This is a genomic window from Nocardia vinacea NBRC 16497 (assembly GCF_000308835.1).
GTDB lineage: Bacteria > Actinomycetota > Actinomycetes > Mycobacteriales > Mycobacteriaceae > Nocardia > Nocardia vinacea.
In genome coordinates, this window is sequence record NZ_BAGN01000096.1 from 1 (window position 1) to 18,965 (window position 18,965).

Genomic DNA, 18,965 nt, shown 5'->3' on the forward strand with positions numbered 1-18,965 from the left:
CGTCGGTGTGCCCGGTGAATACCCGGATCTCGGCCCCGGCGCGCAGATCCCACACCCGCACCGTCCCGTCGAACGAGGTGGTGACAGCGACCGGACGACCGTCGACGACGGTGCAGGCCGCCGCGATCACCCAGTCGGTGTGGCCGGTGAGGACGGCACGTTCGAGCTCCGCGTCGAGGTCCCACACTCGCACCATCCGGTCGTGTCCGGCGGTGACGGCGACCGGTCGGTCATCGATGGTCATACAGGCCACCGACGTCACCGCGCCCACATGACCGGTGAGAGTGGCCCGGTGCGCTGGATCGATGAGGTTGCCGGTCGCCCATCGGGCAGGCCAGTCCAGGGTGCGATTCAGTTGCTCTTGTCGGTCTCGGGCCTGGAACCGGGCGGCGTCGACGGCCAGGATCTGGCGGCGCCCCGCCGGCGGGAGGCGGCGGTGATGGGTGGCGGAGCAGCGATACACCGCTCGGATCAACTGCGCGGGCGCGGTGACGACGGTGCTCAAGACCCCCAGCAGCGCGGTGGGTTCGGCGTGAACGAGGTAGTCCATATCGGTCACCAGCTCGTCCACGAGCCCGGCATGAGCGGCGTGTGTGGCCAAGTGGCGCAGGATGTACGGGTGCGCGCCGGACCATTCACGACTGCCGTCGGGGAGCGTCGGTACGCGCTGACGCAGGACTTCGACGAACATCGCGTGCACTGCGTCGTGAGCCAGATCCTTGGCGAGATACTCGGCCAGGGCCTGGTGATGGAGGCGGTAGGCCGAGTATCCGGCTTCGCGGGCTTCGACCACATAGGACCCGGCCGTGCGGAACAGCCAGGTCAAATCGTCGTGATTGTATTCGACGGCCGCGATGCGTGAGGCGAGCGGAGCCCACAGCTCTTTGTCCGGCAGTCCTTGGCCTTCGGCAAAAGCCAAGGGAAGCAGTAGATTCTGCGCGCGGGCTGCGGCATCGCCGAGGCGGGATCGCAGATCGTGCGCCATCGCCTCGCCGGGGAGTTTGGGCAGGCTCCGCCGCCACTCCAGATCGTCCGGGTCGGGAATCTCGCGCGTGCCGGACAGTGCCGCGGCCACGATCATGGCGACCAGGAACGATCCGTCGGCCTGATCGGCGATCGCGGCGGCGATCGCTCGGACCTGATCCGGTTCGCAATCGGCGTAGACGGTTCCCGGGGACGATCCGCGCAGAACCCGTTCGATGTAGTCGATCGTCGCCGTGTAGTCGGCGTGTTGTGCCGAGTCGAGATCGATGGTGTCACGGTCGGCACCGAGGTCTTCGAGCACTGTTCGGCGAGTGCCGATCAGCAGGCGTAGCCGACCGCCTGCTCGATCGATCAAGGGACGCAACAGCTTTCCGGCTACGGCATGGCCGTCGGTGGCTTCATCGAGGGCGTCGATCAGAACGGTCAGCACCGCTGTCCGCTGCGCCAGCGCTCGCGCGAGTTCGTCGACGGTTGCGGCGGTGACACGCGCGGCGGCCGCGATACCGTCGCGCACCTGATCTACGCCCAGGTTCTGGGCGTAGATCGCCACATCCACCGCGCCTACCGCCGGGATGACCTCGGGCGGCAGGTCGAGGACTTGGACGGCGTTGGTGCGGTACTCGGCATCCGCGAGTGCCGTGATGAGCCCGAGAACGGCGGACTTGCCGGAGCCGGGCGCACCGGTGACCACCAGCATCGACCGATCGGGTTCCGGGTGGGTGAGCCAGGTGGCGATGGCGGCCAGTGCGGTGTGACGCCCGCAGAACCACCAGCCCTTGTCGTCGTAGTTTCCCATGGCGCGAGTCAGCAGCCGGGTGCGGAATTCGACGCGGCGTCGCTCCTGCTGCGCGGTCCACTCCATCAGCGAGCGGGATTCCGACTCGGACTCCGACACCGTCGCGGCGGCGAGCGGGGCTTCGATCCATGGTTCGATACCGAGTCGGTCGGCGAGTTCACCGGCGATCCTGGCCATGGCCGTGGTCTGTTGCCCCTTCCGTGCGGCCCGATCGAGCACGATCGAGAAGGCCCCCTTGCGGCCGGTGCGCTCCAGGTGCGGCGCGATGGTCCTCCATACGTCCAAAGCGGTTGTCTTACTGATGGATTCGTGCAGGATCTCGCGAGTTCCCGGCGTGAAGTCGAAACTCTCGGGCGTATTCGGCTTCGGGCGCTGGAGCAACCCGCTGGCGAGTACCTCGGCGACGTGCACCTGCCGTCCGCCCGGAACGAGTTCGCGCAGAATCAGTCTGGCGATCGTCAAGTCGACTTCAACGGCGGAGAGCAGTGTAGCCAATCGAGTCGCCGGCTCGGACGCGGTCGCGTGGAAGGTCTCGACGATCGCGCGCGGGTCGATGTCCGACTTCGTGGGCCGGCTCGCGATCGGCGATTGTTCCAGCACCGGTGCGATGACGCCCGGAACCGAACGCCGACCGCGCGCCATCAACATGTGGGCCCAGTCGCCCAGCATGGACTCGTCGAGGGTGACGATCGGTGTTCCGATGGCTGTGGCGTGTTCCTCCATGGACCACCAGGGAAGCCGCACGCGCAACAGTCGATTGGCGTTCCCGCGCTGCTGCCCCGATACCGCCACTTCACCGGAGGCGAGCGCGGTCGCCGGCCACAGTCGCCACGGCAGGGTCTGCACGAGCACGACCGGATCGAATCGACCCCACAGTTCGAGCACATCCCATGCTGCCCGGCTGTCACGCCATAGCTCGGAAACGCAGTCGCTGAACAAGAAAATCAACCGCCGCCCGGCGTAATCGACGAGTTGTCCGGTGGGATAACCGGTTCCGCCGCGATCGCGCAGGACCGGTGGACCGGACTCGTAGTCCAGCGTCCACTGGGTGACGCGCTCGAAAGCGCCTTCGCGCCCGAGCAGTCGTGTGAAGGCGGCGACCATTTCACGCCAGACGATCATGGTCGGCCCACCGTCCACGACGACGGCGGCCTCCCGGAACCACCGCTCGGTAGCCGGTTCGAGGATGGGGATGAGTTCGCGGGTTCGGCAGAAATGCTCGATGGTTTCGTCGACGTTCAGTGCGGTGTTCGTCGTGGTGTTCCGGCTCGGACGGCGACGATGCCGGAGCGGACGTAAGGCGCGCGCGATTCGCAGTTCGCCGGGCAGCGACTCGTTTTCGTGGTCGGGCGCGAATTCCAGCCCGCCGGGTGTGATCGTGGGTGGCGCGGACTGGCCGGTGTCGGCCCGATCGAGCTCGAGTTCAAGCGGATTTCGTTGCCACGCAATCGTAGGAGACGGCTCCCTGCCGACCGGTGGATTGACGGCGGAGGGGGAGCCGACAGCCGGGGAATGACCCACCGCGGTCGCCTTCGATGGTTGAGCTGGTGCGCTGACGGGTTCGGTGTGTTGCTCATCCCCGGACCGGGGTGTGTGGATGGCGAGCCACAGCGAATCGGCCAGATCTCGCCAGTCCAGCCTGGAATCTCTCGTATTCAGTGCCGCGACCAGCGTCTCGATCATGCGTTGTCGGATTTCAATTTTGCGAGGACGAGGTCGACGATACGTCGTCTCTCCTGCTCGTCGGGTGCTTGCGCGGTCACCAGGTAGATGGCGTTCATCAGTTGATCGGTGGCCACCGCGCCGGGATCCGTCGACCGCTGGACGAAGGTTTTGATCACATCCGTGGCCGCGCCTACGGCGGCTTCGCCGAGATGGGCGGTGACGATTGCGGTCAGTTCCTTCTCTTTGGGGTCGGGCATCCGGAACCGGATGCACCTGCGCAGGAAGGCCGGCGGAAATTCCCTTTCTCCGTTACTGGTGAGAACGACGAACGGAAACTCCTGACAGACCACGCGTCCCTGAGCGATCGGCGAGTACTCGGTGCTGTCGGCGTGCTGAATCTCGAACGGGCCCTGATTCTCAGGCGAGCCAGCTCTTTGATCTCGAATTCGCCGCGTTCGAAGACATTGAGCAGGTCGTTCGGAAGATCGATATCACCCTTGTCGATCTCATCGATGAGCAGCGCACGCGGACGGGAACTCGGCAGCAAGGCGGTGCCGAGCGGGCCGAGCCGCAGGTAGTCGCTGATCGCAGTCGGCTCGCCGTCGTTCAATCGTTCCGCGTACAGGCGCCCCATGGCATCGTACCGGTACAGGGCGTCGTCCACGGTCGATCGGGAGGTGATCGGCCAGCGCAGCACCGGTCCCAAATCCAGTTGGCGGGCAACGGATTCGATCAATGACGATTTGCCCGACCCCGGTCGGCCGGTCAGCAGCAACGGTCGGCGCAGGGTCAGCGCGGCGTTCACCGCGTCGACCATGGCTTCGGTCGTTCGAAAGGGGTCCGGTTCGGATGCTGCTGACCGGTCGAATACGCGCCACGGCGGAGCCGGCGGAATCAGATCGGTCGATGGGGTCGCTGCATCGGAACCGGCGTATCGTCGCACCTGAGGCTGCTCGGTCACCACGCATCCCTCCCTACATACCGGGCATATCTGGCTGGGGCGGAAGCAAATCGGGGTCGTCCCAGAGCAGGCGAACCGCGATTCCGAGTTCTCCCACGGCCTTCTTCCGCTTGTAGTGTAGGCGCGCGGGCAGTTCGTCGAACGGACCTCCGGTAACCAACTCTTTCACCTGCTGTCGTGTCGTCGTGGGGTTGTCGCCGTCGTACGTGCTCCACAGGATGTAGGGCGCACCGGCCACGATGGCGGCCATAAGCGGATCCTGATGCAGGTCGAACCCGTTCACCGCGGGGGCGAACGCCATTCCTATGCAGGCGGATTCGGAGGAGCTGACCTGGCTGTGCACGGTTTCGGGCTCCGTGTGCTCGATCCAGGCCAATAGATCGTCCGGGTGATCCTCGAGCCGGGTTCTGATCCTCGGGTGTTTGATCATCCAGTTACTCCACAATCTGGGATTGCGCATGCGCTCGGCACTGTGCAGGAACGTGGGCCGCAAACACCAATGTGAGGTCGGCGCGGTGAAACCGTCACTGAACTCCCATGATTCGGGGATCTCGTCGAATGCCGCACGCGGAACTCTGAATCCGAGCACACATTTATCGGCGCCGCCTGCCAAGAGTTGGTTCACTTTGGCCCGCACTTCCACCAACGTCAGGTTGCCTTCGGGCCGGTCGTGAACCCAACCTTTGCCCGGCTCATAGCAGTGCACACCGATCTCGAAAGGCGGCTCGAACCGATTCATATCGTGTTGACTGCTCAGGATGTCTATGACAAGTCGGCGGTTTTCGATGTGCGAGATAGCGGCATCTCTGCGTAGTGCTTTGAGCTGACCTGAAGGAATTCTGAACCATTGGTCGGGAACGGTACGCTTGGCTGACTTTTCGAGGGCGGCGACAAACCGGTGCAGCGGCTTCTGTCCCTCTCGCTCCGAGAGGCCGACAAGACTGCGCAGTGCAGCCGTGATATACATGGGCGAATCAGTGGGGACGCTCGGCATCGATCGCCAATACGCGTTCACCACCATCTGGTTGGTGACATTCGGGAAATGCTGCTCGACGCGAGCGATATCCAGGTCCTGCGACCACTCGATGCCGAGCTTCGTCAGATCGATAGTCAACGACGCCGTCGTGGCGTAACTTTGCAGAATTTCGAATAGACGTGCAACCTGGTTCGTGCTGAATACCCGGGCGACCAACTCCGTCGCATCGAGATTGTCGACGCGCGTGTCGACGGCATCGTTCGATAACGCGGCGATCAACTGCTGACGGATATCGGGCAGTATGCCGTCTTCAGTGTTCGGAAAGTTCTGAGCGTCCTTCCACCATTTGAGCAACTTGGCATAGGAACTCTCGAAATAGCGAAAGGGGAGACCTTGGACTCCTTCCTGACCGAGCACGGTCGGCAAGGTATAACTGGTGCCACCGGTGTCTTCGACCTGCCAGATCGGTGTCTGCTCGGGACCGCCGGCCGCTTTCAACTGCTCGAAGCGTGCGGTCACCATGACATTGAGAGTCTCGATATTGGGAGCCAGTGTCCCCGGGAGCATCGTCTCCAACCATTGAAATACCGTGTCGGAGAAGGCGTTCGACCGTGTGATGTTGTCATGGTAGGCACTCTGCCCCTCGCTGGTCGAGTGCAGAACGTACTGCCTGATCCTCTTCGGGTTTCCGATATTCAGCGTGGTCTTGACGAGCCTTTCATTCAAATGCATCTCGTTGTAGAAGTCCGCACATGCGTCGATGAAAATGATCTGACTATCCAGCCCCTTGACGGTTGTCGAGCTCAGATAGTTCCGAATTTCCTCGACGACATGAACACGCAATGCGCCCGACTCGGCGTCGGAGGTGAACAGCGCACGCTTCCGGCCCGATTTCAGCACCCCGTGTCCGCACCAGTACATCAGCAGCAGCTCCAGCGCAGGTTCCTCCGGATCGGATCTCTCGGGATCGGATCTTCCGGCGGCGTCCTTCAGCAGATCGATGATGCTCGCCTGGGTCGGCTCCCATCTGCGAGTCCCGGAGATCGGGTCGGTGTCGCTGCACGCGAGCAATATGTTCTTCGCCGGCACACCCTGCTCCAGCGCCCACTTCGCGAAGCGCTCGGCGTAGGCCGCGGCGCCGGACAGCCGCATGGCCGACTGCCGGTATTCGTCGATGCCGACCGCGATCACGAGTACCCGGTCAGGGTCGAAGTTTCTCATCGCGGCAGCACGGACTCGATCGCCGTCCAGACCGCCTCGTTGGACCAGTAGGCGCTGTGCGACGCGGCGAAGGGCTCGCCATTGTCGACGCGCACGTCGACAACTCGGTTCGGGAAGACCCCGGAGGCGGTATAGGACAACAGGTCTCGATGATCATAGATATTCACCCAGGGCGGGAAATGCTCCGGCAGCGAGCTAGGCGGCTCCAGGCTCGGCAAGGCGCCTATCTCATAGAGGAAGGGCGCTTGCGAACCGACCGTCACCAGACCCCGCACCGCGGGAATGTGCTCACGGGCGAGTAGATCGACGCAGAGGATGCCGCCGAGCGAATGTCCCAGCAGCACCACCGAATCGGAGGCCGCGTCAGTGATCGCGCTCCGCAAGAGCGTGGTCATCTGCTGTCCCCTGGCCAGATAGCGCAACACATCGCCCGCCAGGGGGGCCGCCGCATCGGTGAGCGCGCCACGTTCACCGACCAGCTTGCGGGTGATCGGCCGCGAGAGGTATCGCTTGCCATGCTCGACAAGGAAGTTCCCCACCCCCAGCCCGGACCCGCGCAGGTCGGCAATGAGTTGCGTCACCAATGCCTCGCGGGTCGAACCGCCCAGCGGCGGGAGCCCTTCGGCCATGGCCGCTGCGACGCTGTGCGCGATCAATGCTCGTGCGATCGCACAACGATGTTCCAGAGGGTTGGGTGGCGCGGTGGCGATCGCCTGCTCGAATACCTCGGCCGCACGCATGGCGGTGAGCGCGTCCGCGAACTGGTTGGTCAGGTCGAGTTCGGCGAGGCTGTCGGCAAGCGCCGCGGAGGGGCGGAATCGCGTAAGACTGGCCCGCATGGCCGCGGCGGGGGTCTGCCCACCGTAATGTGGTGTCGGCGGCATCCCCCGCAGCAGCCGCAATTCGTACCATGGGTCCACATAGAGGACCGCCCAGAGTTCCAGCCGCTCCTGTTCCGGTGTCCGCCCCTTGCCCTTCGAATCGTCGTAGGTCGGGATGGATCGCCCCTCGAGCCGCAGGCGAGCTCCGGCCGAATTGCCCCAGAAGCACCCCGCCACCGTGAGAGGCCAGTTCCTCGACTCGACACAGGATTTGATCGTCCGCAGCGTCTGTGCGTATCGAACACCGCGGACCCCGGTGCCGTGTACGAACAGCAGTGTCGTCCGGTGCGTCATCAGCTCCCCCTCATACATCCCAAGACCCGGGTGCCGCGCGGCTGGAACCGCCCGCTCCAGCCATTCGGTCCGCCCCTGCGACACCATTCGCACGTGCCTCGAGTCGACGTTAAGGAATCTACTTGCGAGGGCTCGGCATTACATGCGATTCGCGGCCCGGCATCACGAGTTGCGGTCGTGGAACGGAACTTTCACGCGGAGGACATTACTTCGGCTAGATATCTCTCGTCGGCGGAGATGGTCGCGCGCCACGCCGGGGCCGCTCCTGCACGGCTCGACCGCCGTACCGGTGGCTAACGCCCAGCGTTCACACTGGGTCAAGGGTATTGATGCGCTACCGTACTGATATGTACGCCCTGGTGGTGAAGTTGGTGCTCCACGATACCGATGCCGCAGACGTTTTCGATCGCCTCGCCGCGGATGCCGTCGATCGCATCGCCGAAAACGAGCCGGGGACACTGCTTTACGTGATACATACCGTCGACGGCGAACCCCGGTCGCGGGTGATCTACGAGGTCTACCGCGACCGCAAGGCGTTCGAGGATCACCAGCGTCAGCCGCATACCCGATACTTCCTGGAACAACGTGACAACTACGTCGAATCGAACCGTGTCGAATTTCTGACGCCGAAGATGTTCGAAGGGTTTCCGGGGGCCGCGACTCGAGAGCCCTAGTGTTGTGTACCGCAAAGATTCATGCGGCACCTGGCCCCGTCATTCCGGCGCGCGTTCCGGAACTCGGGGCGACCAGACGAAGCCTCCGCTACTAGCATGCTGGGATGATTCCGAAGACCTTCTCCCACAACGGTTCCCGCAAGGGCGGTAGCCGCCGTATCTGGCGTCGCCGTGGCCGCGCTGGACGTCCGGCATAGATGAGTTCTTCAACTAGCTACCGTATGGCTACCGTTATTCGCCGGAGTGCTCGGACGAGATCGCCGAAACCGCTGACCGGAGTCGACGACACGTTCAGCCGTCGAACGACATCCACCGCGAACGATTGCAATCCCGGTGTGGTGGCCGTGGATTCGATCAGACGTGTCGTCACCGCGGTCATCAGCCGCTTCTCAGCCGACGTGTCTTCCGACCACACCAAACCCCGCAGAGGCGTGAGCCAATAGCTCTGCTCGCACGGTGGTTGGTGTTCTGTTTTAACACCTCGAGGGCAACCCGAGGCATCGACCTCCAGGTCCCAGCGCCCGCTGTCGGTTGTGACGCCGGAAGTCTCATCGCGGCATGGGCTGCGGTGCAACCGAGCTGTGGTGTCGGTTCGGCGTCGAGGTTTGAGCGCGGGTGCGGGTGGCGGTGGGGGATTCGCCGGTGTGGCGGCGGTAGATGCGGCGGAAGGCAGAGGGGTCGGCGTAGCCGGCGGCGGCAGCGATGGCATCTATTGGATCGTCGGTGGTGACAAGCAGGGCTGCGGCGTGGCTGACGCGGAGGCGGTGGACGTATTCGGTGGGGGACATGCCCAGGTGGGTGTGAGTGCGGCGGGCGAGGGTGCGGGCGGAGACGGATGCGGCGCTGGCCAGTTCGGCGAGGCTTAGCTGGCGGCTGAGATTGGCGGTGATGTGGTGTTCAAGGGCCCGCAGGGCGGGGTCGGTGGAGCGTAGGTGTTCGAGAATCATGTACCGGGACTGGGACATGCGGGAATCGAGGACGAGGTAGCGGGCTACGCGGTCGGCCAGCGCCGCACTGTGGAGGCGGGCGATGAGGGCAAGCATGAGGTCGGCGTGGGCAAAGGCGGCGCCGGCGGTGACGACCGGGCCGGTGTCGATGACCATGCGGTCGATCTGGACGGTGATGTCGGGGAAGCGCCGGGTGAAAAGAGGGGCGAGCCACCAGGTTGTGGTGGCGGTGCGGCCGGAGAGCAGGCCGGAGGCGGCGAGGATGAAGGTTGCCGAGCAGGAAGCGGCGACGGTTGCGCCGTTGGCGGCGGCCTGTCGGATCAGTTCAATGGCTTGCACAGTGTCGGGGCGAGACAGAAGTTCGTGAATTCGTCCTTCGGTCGCGGCAGACGGACCCGGAAGAACCAAGATGTCGCTTGAACCGAATTTCACAGCGGCGGAGGGGCTTTCGGTTGTTACTGGAATTGATCGTCCGCTTCCGGATCGCACTGGTCTGCCATCGAGGGAGATGACGCGTTGGCGCAGCAGATGGTCGCGGTGCGGGGGAGTGTGGTCCTGGGCGAGTCCGGCGGCGGTGTCGACGATGTCGATGCCCATGCCGAGCGCTCCTTCGAGCACACCCTCGAGGATCAGATGGGTGATCATTGGCAAGATTGGACCGAAAAGTGGCGGTTCAGTCAATGGTGATGCCCGCCCGGGACCGGCAGGGTGTGAATGTGCAGCAACCCTCCTTTGATCATGGCCGCGATGATCGGCTCGACGACTTCCACCGCCGGACGGTCACGTTCGACGGTGCCGCACGCGCGGTGTACGTGTCGGGAACCGGACCGGCGGTCATTGTGATGGCCGAAATGCCCGGTATCAGCCCCGATGTGGCCCGCTTCGCCCGCTGGGTCCGGGACGCCGGGCTCACGGTGTACATGCCGTCGCTGTTCGGCCGCGATGGCGCCTACCCGGAGGCCGAAGCGGGGCTCGCAGTGTTCAAACGTGCCTGTGTCAGTGCCGAATTCCGTGCTTTCGGCGGCGGCGCCGCGAGTCCGGTCGCCGACTGGTTGCGTGCCCTGGCTGCCCTCGCCCACCGGGAATGCGGTGGCCCTGGAGTCGGCGCGGTGGGAATGTGTTTTACCGGGAACTTCGCCCTGACGATGATGCTGGAGCCGTCGATGCTCGCGCCCGTGCTCTGCCAGCCTTCCCTGCCGCTGGATAATCCTGCTGGACTGGAGATTTCACCTGAGGACCTGGCGTCTGTCCGCGAAGTTCTGGATCGTGAGAATCTGGTCGTGCGCGCCTACCGCTTCGAAGGCGACCGCTTCTGCACCGCAGCGCGTTTCGCCGCCTATACCGAGGCCCTCGGCTCTCGTTTCGAGCCTCGCGTGCTTTCCGCTGCCGCGGCGAATCCCGCCCCGCCGCCGTTCTTCGAGCAGTTCGTCGGCTGCGCGCACAGCGTTGTGACGGCTCATTTGATCGATGCCGAAGGCGAACCCACCGCAGCGGTCCGCGACGAGATCATCGCATTTCTGGTTGAGAGACTTGCCGAGCAGGGCGCGGGTCAATAGAGGCTAGCGAATCAACTGCCCGGAAGCACGATCGGTTTGATCGAGCCGCGGTTGTCCCGGCCGCTGGTCAATGCCGCGGCCACCTGATCGAGGCCGAAGCGTCCGGTGACCAGGCGGTCTAGATCGACTCGTCCGGTGGCGGCGAGGTCGATCGCGGTCGGCCAGGTGTTCGCGTAGCGGAATGTTCCGGTCAACTCCAGTTCGTGTTCCTGCAGGTAGGGCAGGGGGAGTGGAATATCGTCGCCGCCCATGCCGACGAGCACCACCCGCCCGGCTCTCGCAACCGTGCGCACCGCGTCGCCGATTGCCGTGGGATGTCCGGAGCATTCCAGGAGGACATTCGGTTCGAATCCGATGTCGCGCAGTGGAGTACGGCCGACGTCCACCGCTTGTGTGCAGCCCGATTCGATGGCCAGTGCCAGCCGCTGCGGGTTCACATCGGTGATCACGACCTCGGACGCACCGAAAGCCAGCGCGGCCTGCGCGGTGACGAGCCCGACCGGACCCGCGCCGTTCACCAGCACGCGGTCGCCCGCACCAACCCGTCCTTTACGGCACGCCCACACGCCGACCGATAACGGTTCGAGCAGCGCGGCCGCCTCGTCGGTCAGCGAATCCGGCACCGGATGCGCGAATTCCTGGTGCAGCACAACGTATTCGCAGAATGCGCCATCGATCGGAGGTGTGCCGAAAAACCGCATGTCCGGGCACAGGTTGTATCGGCCCGCTCGGCATTGACGGCAGGTGAAGTCCGGTACCCCCGGCTCGAGCGAGACTCGTTGTCCGAGGTGATGGTGGCGCGCGCCGGCGCCGAATCCGACCACCACACCGGAGGCTTCGTGGCCCAGCACCAACGGTTGGTCGACGACGTGGTCGCCGATCCGGCCGTGCTCGAAATAGTGCACGTCGGAGCCGCAGACACCGACCGCGCTGACTTCGATGAGTACCTCGGCCGGACCGGGTTCGGGTACGGCACGTTCTACGATCGCGATCTTCCCGACCGCTTCCAAGACCGCTGAGCGCATAGGTGTCACTGCCTTTCGTCGCGTGCCAACTCGGCCACCGTCGCCTCGGCGCCACGAGCATGTAGTGAACGCAGTGCCGTGACATAGGCGTCGACGAATCGGGGTTGGTCGATCAGATCGCCGAATACTGTTCTGTCGCTGAGGAATGCGGTGGGATCCTCGCGCTGGCGGCGGGCCAGCGGTGTCAGTTGGTCGCGGAGCCGGTCGATCACATCGATCGGCTCGCCGTGCTCGTCGAAGCCTTCGGCATAGCGCGCCCATGCGGCAACAATTGTTGCGGCACAGTCGATCTCGCCGGAGCCATGGTGACTATCGAGCTGCTGACGGATGACCGGTAGCAGCCATTTCGGGATGCGGTCCGACGATTCGGCGCACAGTCTGGCAATGGTGTCGCCGATCGCAGGGTTGGAGAACCGTTCGATGAGGGTGTGTTTGTAGCGGTCCAGGTCGACGCCGGGCACCGGGCGCAGGGTGGGTGTTGCCTCACGGTCCATGTAGCGCAACAGGAATCGGCGGAAGTCCGGATCCTGGGCCGCCTCGTGCACGAGACGATAGCCGCTCAGATATCCCAGATAGGCCAGTGCCTGGTGGCTCGCGTTGAGCAAGCGCAGTTTCATCAGCTCATACGGTGCGACATCCGCGACGAGCTGCACCCCGACGTCATCGAAGTCGGGACGGCCGAGGGTGAACGAATCCTCCAGCACCCATTGGGTGAACGGTTCGGTCACCACCGGCCACCGATCCTCCAGGCCATAGCGGCGCGAGAGCTCGGCGGAGGCCCCTGCGGGTGTCACGGGCGTGATGCGGTCGACCATCGAGTTGGGAAACCGCACCGCACTCTCGACCCAATCACCGAGCTCGCGATCACGCAGCCGCGCGAACGCCGCGAAGGTGGCCCGCGCGATGTGTCCGTTGCCCTCGATGTTGTCGCACGACATGACGGTGAACGGTGAGATGTCCCGCGCCCGGCGGCGCACCAGCGCCTCGGTCACGAGCCCGAATACGGTGCGGGGCAGGCGGTCCGGCGCGAGATCGGCCCGAATCGCCGGAGCAGCAGCGTCGAATTCGCCGGTGGTCGCGGAGAAGTTGTATCCGCCCTCGGTGATGGTGAGTGAGACGATCCGGGTCGCCGGATCGGCCAGCTTCTCGATCACCGCTTCCGGATCGTCTGGCGCGTAAAGGTATTCGATGATCGAGCCGATCACGCGGGTCCGCCAGGTGCCGTCCGGCTCGGTGATCGACAGGGTGTACAGGCCGTCCTGTGCTGCGAGCACATCGCGCATGCGCCGATCGGCGGGCAGCACTCCGACTCCGCAGATACCCCAGTCGGTCGCGCCGCCCTGCTCCAGTAGCCGATCGATGTACATCGCCTGATGGGCGCGATGGAACCCGCCGACACCGAAATGGACTATCCCGGTGCGGATCCGACTGCGGTCGTAGGTCGGCACCGAAACTTCCGGGGCGAGCCCGTCGATCGTGTCGGCACATAGTGCCGTGGTTGTGGCCCCGTTCATAACGCCCCTTCGACTGTTGTGTACGTCACACTCCGATGGTAGCCTCCTGAACAATAGCTCACCTGCTGAGCAGATGATCACGCATCAATGAGGAGCGCAGTGGCTACCGAAGCGTCCCGGCCGGGCAATCCGGACGATATCCGGTTGGCATTGCGGGCTGCGCAGCTCTATCACCTCGAAGGCGCCACCCAGGCGGAAATCGCCGCCAAGCTGGGTGTTTCCCGCCCAACCGCGGGGCGGCTCATCGCCCGCGCCCGGGCGCAGGGGTTGGTGCGCATCGAGATCAATGTCCCGGACGAGCTGCGTTCGGCCGTGCATGCCGATGTCGAGAGTGAGCTCGAAGCGAGGTTCGGGCTCACCGAGGCGGTGGTGCTCGGGGAGGTACCCGACCGATCCCAGGCAAGCCTGCTCCCGTTCGGGCGTGCCGCGGTCGGCGTCCTGAACCGTCGACTGCGGACGGCGGACACCCTCGGATTCACCTGGGGGCCGGACACCATCGCGGTCGCGCATGAACTGTGGACGAAGTCGGCGCAGTGCGCGACCGTTGTCCAGCTGGACGGTTCGATGACCTCAGGTGACTACCAGACCGGCGTGGACTACACCCTCGGCCGCTGCGCCACACAGTTGCAGGCCACTCCCGTTCGGTTGCACGCACCGCTCTACGCGGATCCGGCGACCGTGACCGCGCTGGAACAGGATTCGTTGGTCGGCCGTGCCATGTCATTGGGACGCGATGCCGACGTCATGATGTTCGGCGTCGGACCGGTCTCCACCGCCACCACTCTGTTCGAGGGCAGCTACCTCGACACCGCGATCCTCGACGAACTGCGCGAACTGGGCGCAGTCGGCGAAATCGGCGGCCGATTCTTCCGCGCCGACGGCAGCGATGTCGCGGGATCACTTGCCGCACGCACGGTTTCGGTTGGCCTCGACGCCATCCGGGCCTGCCCGACCTCGCTGCTGATTTCCGGCGGAGAGGCCAAGCACGAAGCCGTCCTCGGTGCGCTGCGGGGCGGACTGGCCACCATTCTCGTCACCGATATCGAGTGCGCGCGGTGGCTGCTGGAAAAGAAGGAGAGTTCTGGCCGATGAACAGATACCACGCGAAAGCCGCTGCGGCACTGGCTGTCGCGGCCGTGATGGGGGTGGGCGGCTGCGCGGGCGCCGGGTCGTTCACCTCCAGCGGCGACACCGTCACCATCGCGATGGTTTCGAACTCACAGATGCAGGACGCCATCGCGCTGTCCGGTGAGTTCGAACGCGAAAATCCCGGGATCAAACTCAAATTCGTCTCGCTGTCGGAGAATCAGGCGCGCGCCAAGATCACCGCCTCGGTCGCCACCCACGGTGGCGAATTCGATGTGGTGATGATCAGCAACTACGAGACCCCGCAGTGGGCCAAGAACGGCTGGCTGGTCGACCTGTCGAATTACGAGCGCGAGACGCCCGGCTACGACGCCCAGGATTTCATCCCGTCGCTACAGAAGTCCCTGTCCTACCAGGGTGATATGTATTCCGTGCCGTTCTACGGCGAATCCTCGTTCCTGATGTACCGCAAGGATCTGTTCGAACAGGCGGGCCTGACCATGCCCGCCGAACCGACCTGGGATCAAATCGCCCAGGCCGCCGCGAAACTCGACGATCCCGCCGGTGGTCGCTCCGGTATCTGCCTGCGCGGCAAGCCCGGCTGGGGTGAATCGCTCGCGCCGCTGAATACCGTGATCAACACCTTCGGCGGACGCTGGTTCGATGAGAACTGGCACGCCCAGCTCAACAGTCCCGAAGTGGTTCGTGCCGTCGAGTTCTACATCGACCTGGTGCGCGAACATGGTGAACCCGGCGCGGCCGCCAGCGGATTCAGCGAGTGCGCCACACAGCTGTCCCAGGGCAACACCGCCATGTGGTACGACGCGACCTCGGCGGTCTCGGTGCTGGAAGATCCCGCATCCAGCAAGGTGGTCGGCAAGATCGGGTACGCGCCGGCACCGGTCATGCAGAAGCCGAACTCGGGCTGGCTCTACACCTGGTCGCTGGGGATTCCCAAATCCAGTGAAAAACCCGATGCGGCCTGGAAATTCATCTCGTGGATGACCGGTAAGCCCTACATCAAGATGGTCGGCGAGAAGCTCGGCTGGTCACATGTGCCACCGGGCAGCCGGATGTCGACCTATCAGATTCCCGAATACGCCGCGGCGTCGAAGGCATACGGACCGTTGACGCTCTCGTCGATGCAGGGGGCCGATCCGGAACATCCCACCGTGGCGCCGGTGCCCTATACCGGAATTCAGTTCCTCGCCATCCCGGAGTTCCAGGACCTCGGAACCAGAGTGAGCCAGCAGATCAGCGCCGCCGTCGCGGGTCGGATCAGCGTCCATGACGCACTCGACCAAGCCCAGCAATATGCCGACGCGGTCGGCCGGTCGTATCGAGAGAACCAGTAGTCATGTCTGAAACCACCACAGCACCAGCGGATTCCGAGTCGACCACGGAAGAAACACCACCGCCGATCCGCGCGCGGCGCGACCGGCTCGCCCGGGCCGAAGGCTGGCGCAGGCGCGGCCCGCTGTTACCCGCCCTGATCTTCATGGTCGTGGTCACCCAGGTGCCGTTCGTCTTCACGCTGTACTACTCGACGCAATCGTGGAATCTGGTCCGGCCTGGCTCGCGGCATTTCATCGGATTGCAGAACTACGCGGATGTCTTCCGTGACAGCCAGTTCCGGCAGGTGGCGCTCAACACCGTGATCATGATCGTCGGGACCGTCATCATCTCGGTGATCCTCGGACTGCTGCTGGCACTGCTGCTCGATCGTGCGTTCTTCGGTCGCGGCATCGTCCGCACCCTGCTGATCACGCCGTTTCTGGTGACTCCCGTCGCGGCGGCGCTGATCTGGAAGACCACCATGCTGGATCCGGTCTTCGGGCTGGTGAATTTCGTACTGAAACCGTTCGGCGCCGGCCAGATCGACTGGGTGAGCAAGTATCCGCTGCCTGCGGTGATGGCGGATCTGGTCTGGCAGTGGACGCCGTTCATGATGCTGCTGATCCTGGCCGGGCTGCAGTCGATGCCACGCGATATCGTCGAGGCCGCCCGCGTCGACGGCGCGAACTCACTGCAGGTCTTCCGTGAGCTCACCCTGCCGCATCTGCGCCGGTTCATCGAACTGGGGGCCGTGCTGGGGGCGATCTACCTGGTCAACACCTTCGACGCGGTGTACATGATGACCTCGGGCGGGCCGGGCATCGCCAGCTCCAACCTGCCCTTCTATATCTATCAGCGCGCCTTCCTCGGTTTCGATATCGGTCAGGCCGCGGCGATGGGGGTCGTCACCGTCATCGCCACCACCATCGTCGCGACGTTCGCGCTGCGACTGCTTTTCAAGTCCTTCACCGGAAAAGAGGAAGCCGCATGAACGCGCATGCGCTTGCCGACAAACCCACTGTGGCACAGCAGGTTCCGATACGTCGTCGGCGCAACCGGGGCGGCATGCTGTGGGGTGTGCTGGCCTGGGTGATCGGCATCGGAATGTTCTTCCCCGTGCTGTGGATGGTGCTGACGGCGTTCAAACAAGAGGGCGACGCCTACACCGATCCGCCGAAGCTGTTCTTCACCCCGACGCTGGACCAGTTCTCCGCGGTGCTGGACAGCGGTATCGGCACCACGCTGCTGAACTCCACCTTCGCCACCGGGATGTCGACGATTCTCGTACTGGCCCTGGGGATTCCGGCGGCGTTCGCGCTGTCGCTGCGTCCGGTGCGCAACACCCGTGACGCGCTGATGTTCTTCATCGGCACCAAGATGCTGCCGATCGTGGCGGCGATCGTGCCGCTGTATGTGATCGTCGGCAATATCGGTCTGCTGGACAATATTTGGGCGCTGGTCATCCTCTATACCGCGATGAATCTGCCGATCGCGGTGTGGATGATGCGCTCGTTCTTCCTGGAGGTGCCCGGCGAACTACTCGAGGCCGCGAGCATGGACGGCGCGAGCCTGTGGACCGCGGTGCGCGAGGTGATCTTGCCGCTGGTCTCACCCGGCATCGCCGCCACCGCACTGATCTGCGTCATCTTCTCCTGGAACGAATTCTTCTTCGCGGTGAACCTGACCGCCGTACAGGCACAGACGATTCCGGTGTTCCTGGTCGGCTTCATCACCGGCGAGGGCCTGTACTGGGCGCGACTGTCCGCGGCCGCGGTGCTCAGTGCCCTGCCTGTCGTTCTCGCCGGCTGGCTCGCACAGAACAAGCTGGTGCGCGGCCTGTCCTTCGGCGCCATCAAGTAAGGAAAAACTCATGGCCACAATCCATTACGACTCCGCATCGTGTGTCTATCCGGGGGCGGAAACGCTCGCGGTCGACTCGCTCGACCTCGATATCGCCGATGGTGAGTTCATCGTCCTGGTCGGGCCGTCGGGCTCGGGTAAATCCACCGCATTGCGTATGCTCGCCGGTCTGGAGGAGATCGACGGCGGCTCCATCCGCATCGATGGTCAGGACATGGTCGGTGTGTCGTCCAAGGACCGCGATATCGCCATGGTGTTCCAGAATTACGCGCTGTACCCGAACAAAACCGTCGGGGAGAATATGGGTTTCGCGTTGAAGATGATGAAAGTGCCGGTGGCCGAACGCAAACGCCGTGTCGCCGAAGCCGCCGAACTGCTCGGTCTCACTCCGTATCTGGACCGCAAACCGGCGAAACTGTCCGGCGGACAACGACAACGGGTGGCGATGGGGCGCGCGATCGTGCGTGAGCCGCGGGTGTTCTGCATGGACGAGCCGCTGAGCAACCTCGACGCCAAGTTGCGCGTGCAGACCCGCACCCAGATCGCCGCGCTGCAGCGGCGGCTGGGCACCACCACCGTCTACGTAACCCACGACCAGGTGGAGGCCATGACCATGGGGGATCGGGTGGCGGTACTGCGCGACGGCCGGTTGCAGCAGTTCAGCACACCAGCCGAGCTCTACGACCGGCCTACGAACGCGTTCGTCGCCGGATTCATCGGGTCACCGTCGATGAACCTGTTCCGGGTGCCCCTCACCTCCGGTGGCGTCGACATCGCAGGCAGCACAATGGAATTGCCGCGTGCACAGATGACCCGCCTCGCCGAAGCGGGCCTGGACACGGTGACCATCGGCATCCGGCCCGAACAGCTCGAACTCCGCCGCGACGGAACAGGTTTCACCGTTACCGTGGAACTCGTCGAGGAACTCGGCAGCGAATCCTATGTGTACGCGCGCATACCGGGTGCGCCGATCGCCGGCCTCGACGGCGAACCGTTCACCTTCGTCGCCCGCTCGGCAACCCGCGCCCCAGCCAAACTCGCCGAATCGGTCACGCTACAGGTCAGCGACCCTGCCTCGGTACATCTGTTCCATCCCGTGAACGGAACGCGCATCGCCGACTAGCTCGTGGTTGATCTTGAATGAAGCGCTTGGCTGATGATTCCTATTGCGGCTGATGCCGACGGTGGAT

The 18,965-nt window shown here is 64.4% G+C and carries 16 protein-coding genes; 8 read left to right on the forward strand and 8 right to left on the reverse strand.

The window, feature by feature from the left end; genetic code table 11:
• The 5 genes from ON44_RS46695 to ON44_RS12545 all read right to left on the reverse strand — a co-directional run.
• On the reverse strand, positions 1-3,463 hold a 3,463-nt coding region (locus ON44_RS46695), incomplete at its 3' end, for an SAV_2336 N-terminal domain-related protein (RefSeq protein WP_218007549.1).
• Positions 3,460-3,702, reverse strand: coding sequence for a hypothetical protein (locus ON44_RS51915; RefSeq protein WP_218007550.1), 243 nt, complete (start codon positions 3,700-3,702; stop codon positions 3,460-3,462). The genes ON44_RS46695 and ON44_RS51915, both read right to left, overlap by 4 nt.
• Positions 3,675-4,220, reverse strand: coding sequence for an AAA family ATPase (locus ON44_RS12535; protein ID WP_218007551.1), 546 nt, complete (start codon positions 4,218-4,220; stop codon positions 3,675-3,677). The genes ON44_RS51915 and ON44_RS12535 overlap by 28 nt, the downstream gene beginning before the upstream one ends.
• A gap of 199 nt (positions 4,221-4,419) precedes the next feature.
• On the reverse strand, positions 4,420-6,282 hold the full coding sequence (locus ON44_RS12540; protein WP_373283151.1) for a VMAP-C domain-containing protein: 1,863 nt from the start codon (positions 6,280-6,282) through the stop codon (positions 4,420-4,422).
• Between the two features lie 317 nt (positions 6,283-6,599).
• Positions 6,600-7,778, reverse strand: coding sequence for a hypothetical protein (locus tag ON44_RS12545; protein WP_040689454.1), 1,179 nt, complete (start codon positions 7,776-7,778; stop codon positions 6,600-6,602).
• A gap of 329 nt (positions 7,779-8,107) precedes the next feature.
• Here ON44_RS12545 and ON44_RS12550 point away from each other — a divergent pair, with 329 nt between their 5' ends.
• Positions 8,108-8,452: a putative quinol monooxygenase gene (locus ON44_RS12550; RefSeq protein WP_245567122.1), complete on the forward strand. Its 345-nt coding sequence runs from the start codon at positions 8,108-8,110 to the stop codon at positions 8,450-8,452.
• Between the two features lie 548 nt (positions 8,453-9,000).
• Here the strand turns inward: ON44_RS12550 and ON44_RS12555 are convergent.
• The gene (locus ON44_RS12555) at positions 9,001-9,996 is read right to left on the reverse strand and encodes a GlxA family transcriptional regulator (RefSeq protein WP_040689457.1); all 996 of its coding nucleotides are present in this window, start codon (positions 9,994-9,996) and stop codon (positions 9,001-9,003) included.
• Here ON44_RS12555 and ON44_RS52450 point away from each other — a divergent pair.
• Both ON44_RS52450 and ON44_RS12560 read left to right on the forward strand, forming a co-directional pair.
• Complete coding sequence (locus ON44_RS52450) at positions 9,916-10,086, forward strand: hypothetical protein (protein WP_245567125.1); 171 nt, start codon at positions 9,916-9,918, stop codon at positions 10,084-10,086. The genes ON44_RS12555 and ON44_RS52450 overlap by 81 nt on opposite strands.
• Positions 10,086-10,955, forward strand: coding sequence for a dienelactone hydrolase family protein (locus ON44_RS12560; protein ID WP_051181934.1), 870 nt, complete (start codon positions 10,086-10,088; stop codon positions 10,953-10,955). The genes ON44_RS52450 and ON44_RS12560 overlap by 1 nt, the downstream gene beginning before the upstream one ends.
• An 11-nt stretch (positions 10,956-10,966) precedes the next feature.
• Here ON44_RS12560 and ON44_RS12565 read toward each other — a convergent pair whose 3' ends face one another.
• Both ON44_RS12565 and ON44_RS12570 read right to left on the reverse strand, forming a co-directional pair.
• Complete coding sequence (locus ON44_RS12565; RefSeq protein WP_040689412.1) at positions 10,967-11,980, reverse strand: NAD(P)-dependent alcohol dehydrogenase; 1,014 nt, start codon at positions 11,978-11,980, stop codon at positions 10,967-10,969.
• Between the two features lie 5 nt (positions 11,981-11,985).
• Entirely contained in the window at positions 11,986-13,494 is a 1,509-nt protein-coding gene (locus tag ON44_RS12570; RefSeq protein WP_040689414.1) for a mannitol dehydrogenase family protein, read from the reverse strand.
• A gap of 87 nt (positions 13,495-13,581) precedes the next feature.
• Here ON44_RS12570 and ON44_RS12575 point away from each other — a divergent pair, with 87 nt between their 5' ends.
• The 5 genes from ON44_RS12575 to ON44_RS12595 all read left to right on the forward strand — a co-directional run bounded on the left by ON44_RS12575 (position 13,582) and on the right by ON44_RS12595 (position 18,898).
• Positions 13,582-14,586 (forward strand): sugar-binding transcriptional regulator, encoded by a 1,005-nt coding sequence (locus tag ON44_RS12575; protein WP_051181930.1) that lies wholly within the window; start codon positions 13,582-13,584, stop codon positions 14,584-14,586.
• A complete protein-coding gene (locus ON44_RS12580) occupies positions 14,583-15,935 on the forward strand; it encodes an ABC transporter substrate-binding protein (RefSeq protein ID WP_040689417.1) in 1,353 nt (450 codons plus the stop codon). The genes ON44_RS12575 and ON44_RS12580 overlap by 4 nt, the downstream gene beginning before the upstream one ends.
• 2 nt (positions 15,936-15,937) lie before the next feature.
• Positions 15,938-16,906 (forward strand): carbohydrate ABC transporter permease, encoded by a 969-nt coding sequence (locus ON44_RS12585; protein ID WP_040689418.1) that lies wholly within the window; start codon positions 15,938-15,940, stop codon positions 16,904-16,906.
• Positions 16,907-16,980: 74 nt separating this feature from the next.
• Entirely contained in the window at positions 16,981-17,775 is a 795-nt protein-coding gene (locus ON44_RS12590) for a carbohydrate ABC transporter permease (RefSeq protein WP_245567124.1), read from the forward strand.
• 10 nt (positions 17,776-17,785) lie between these two features.
• Entirely contained in the window at positions 17,786-18,898 is a 1,113-nt protein-coding gene (locus ON44_RS12595) for an ABC transporter ATP-binding protein (protein WP_040689422.1), read from the forward strand.
• The last annotated feature ends 67 nt before the right edge of the window (positions 18,899-18,965 follow it).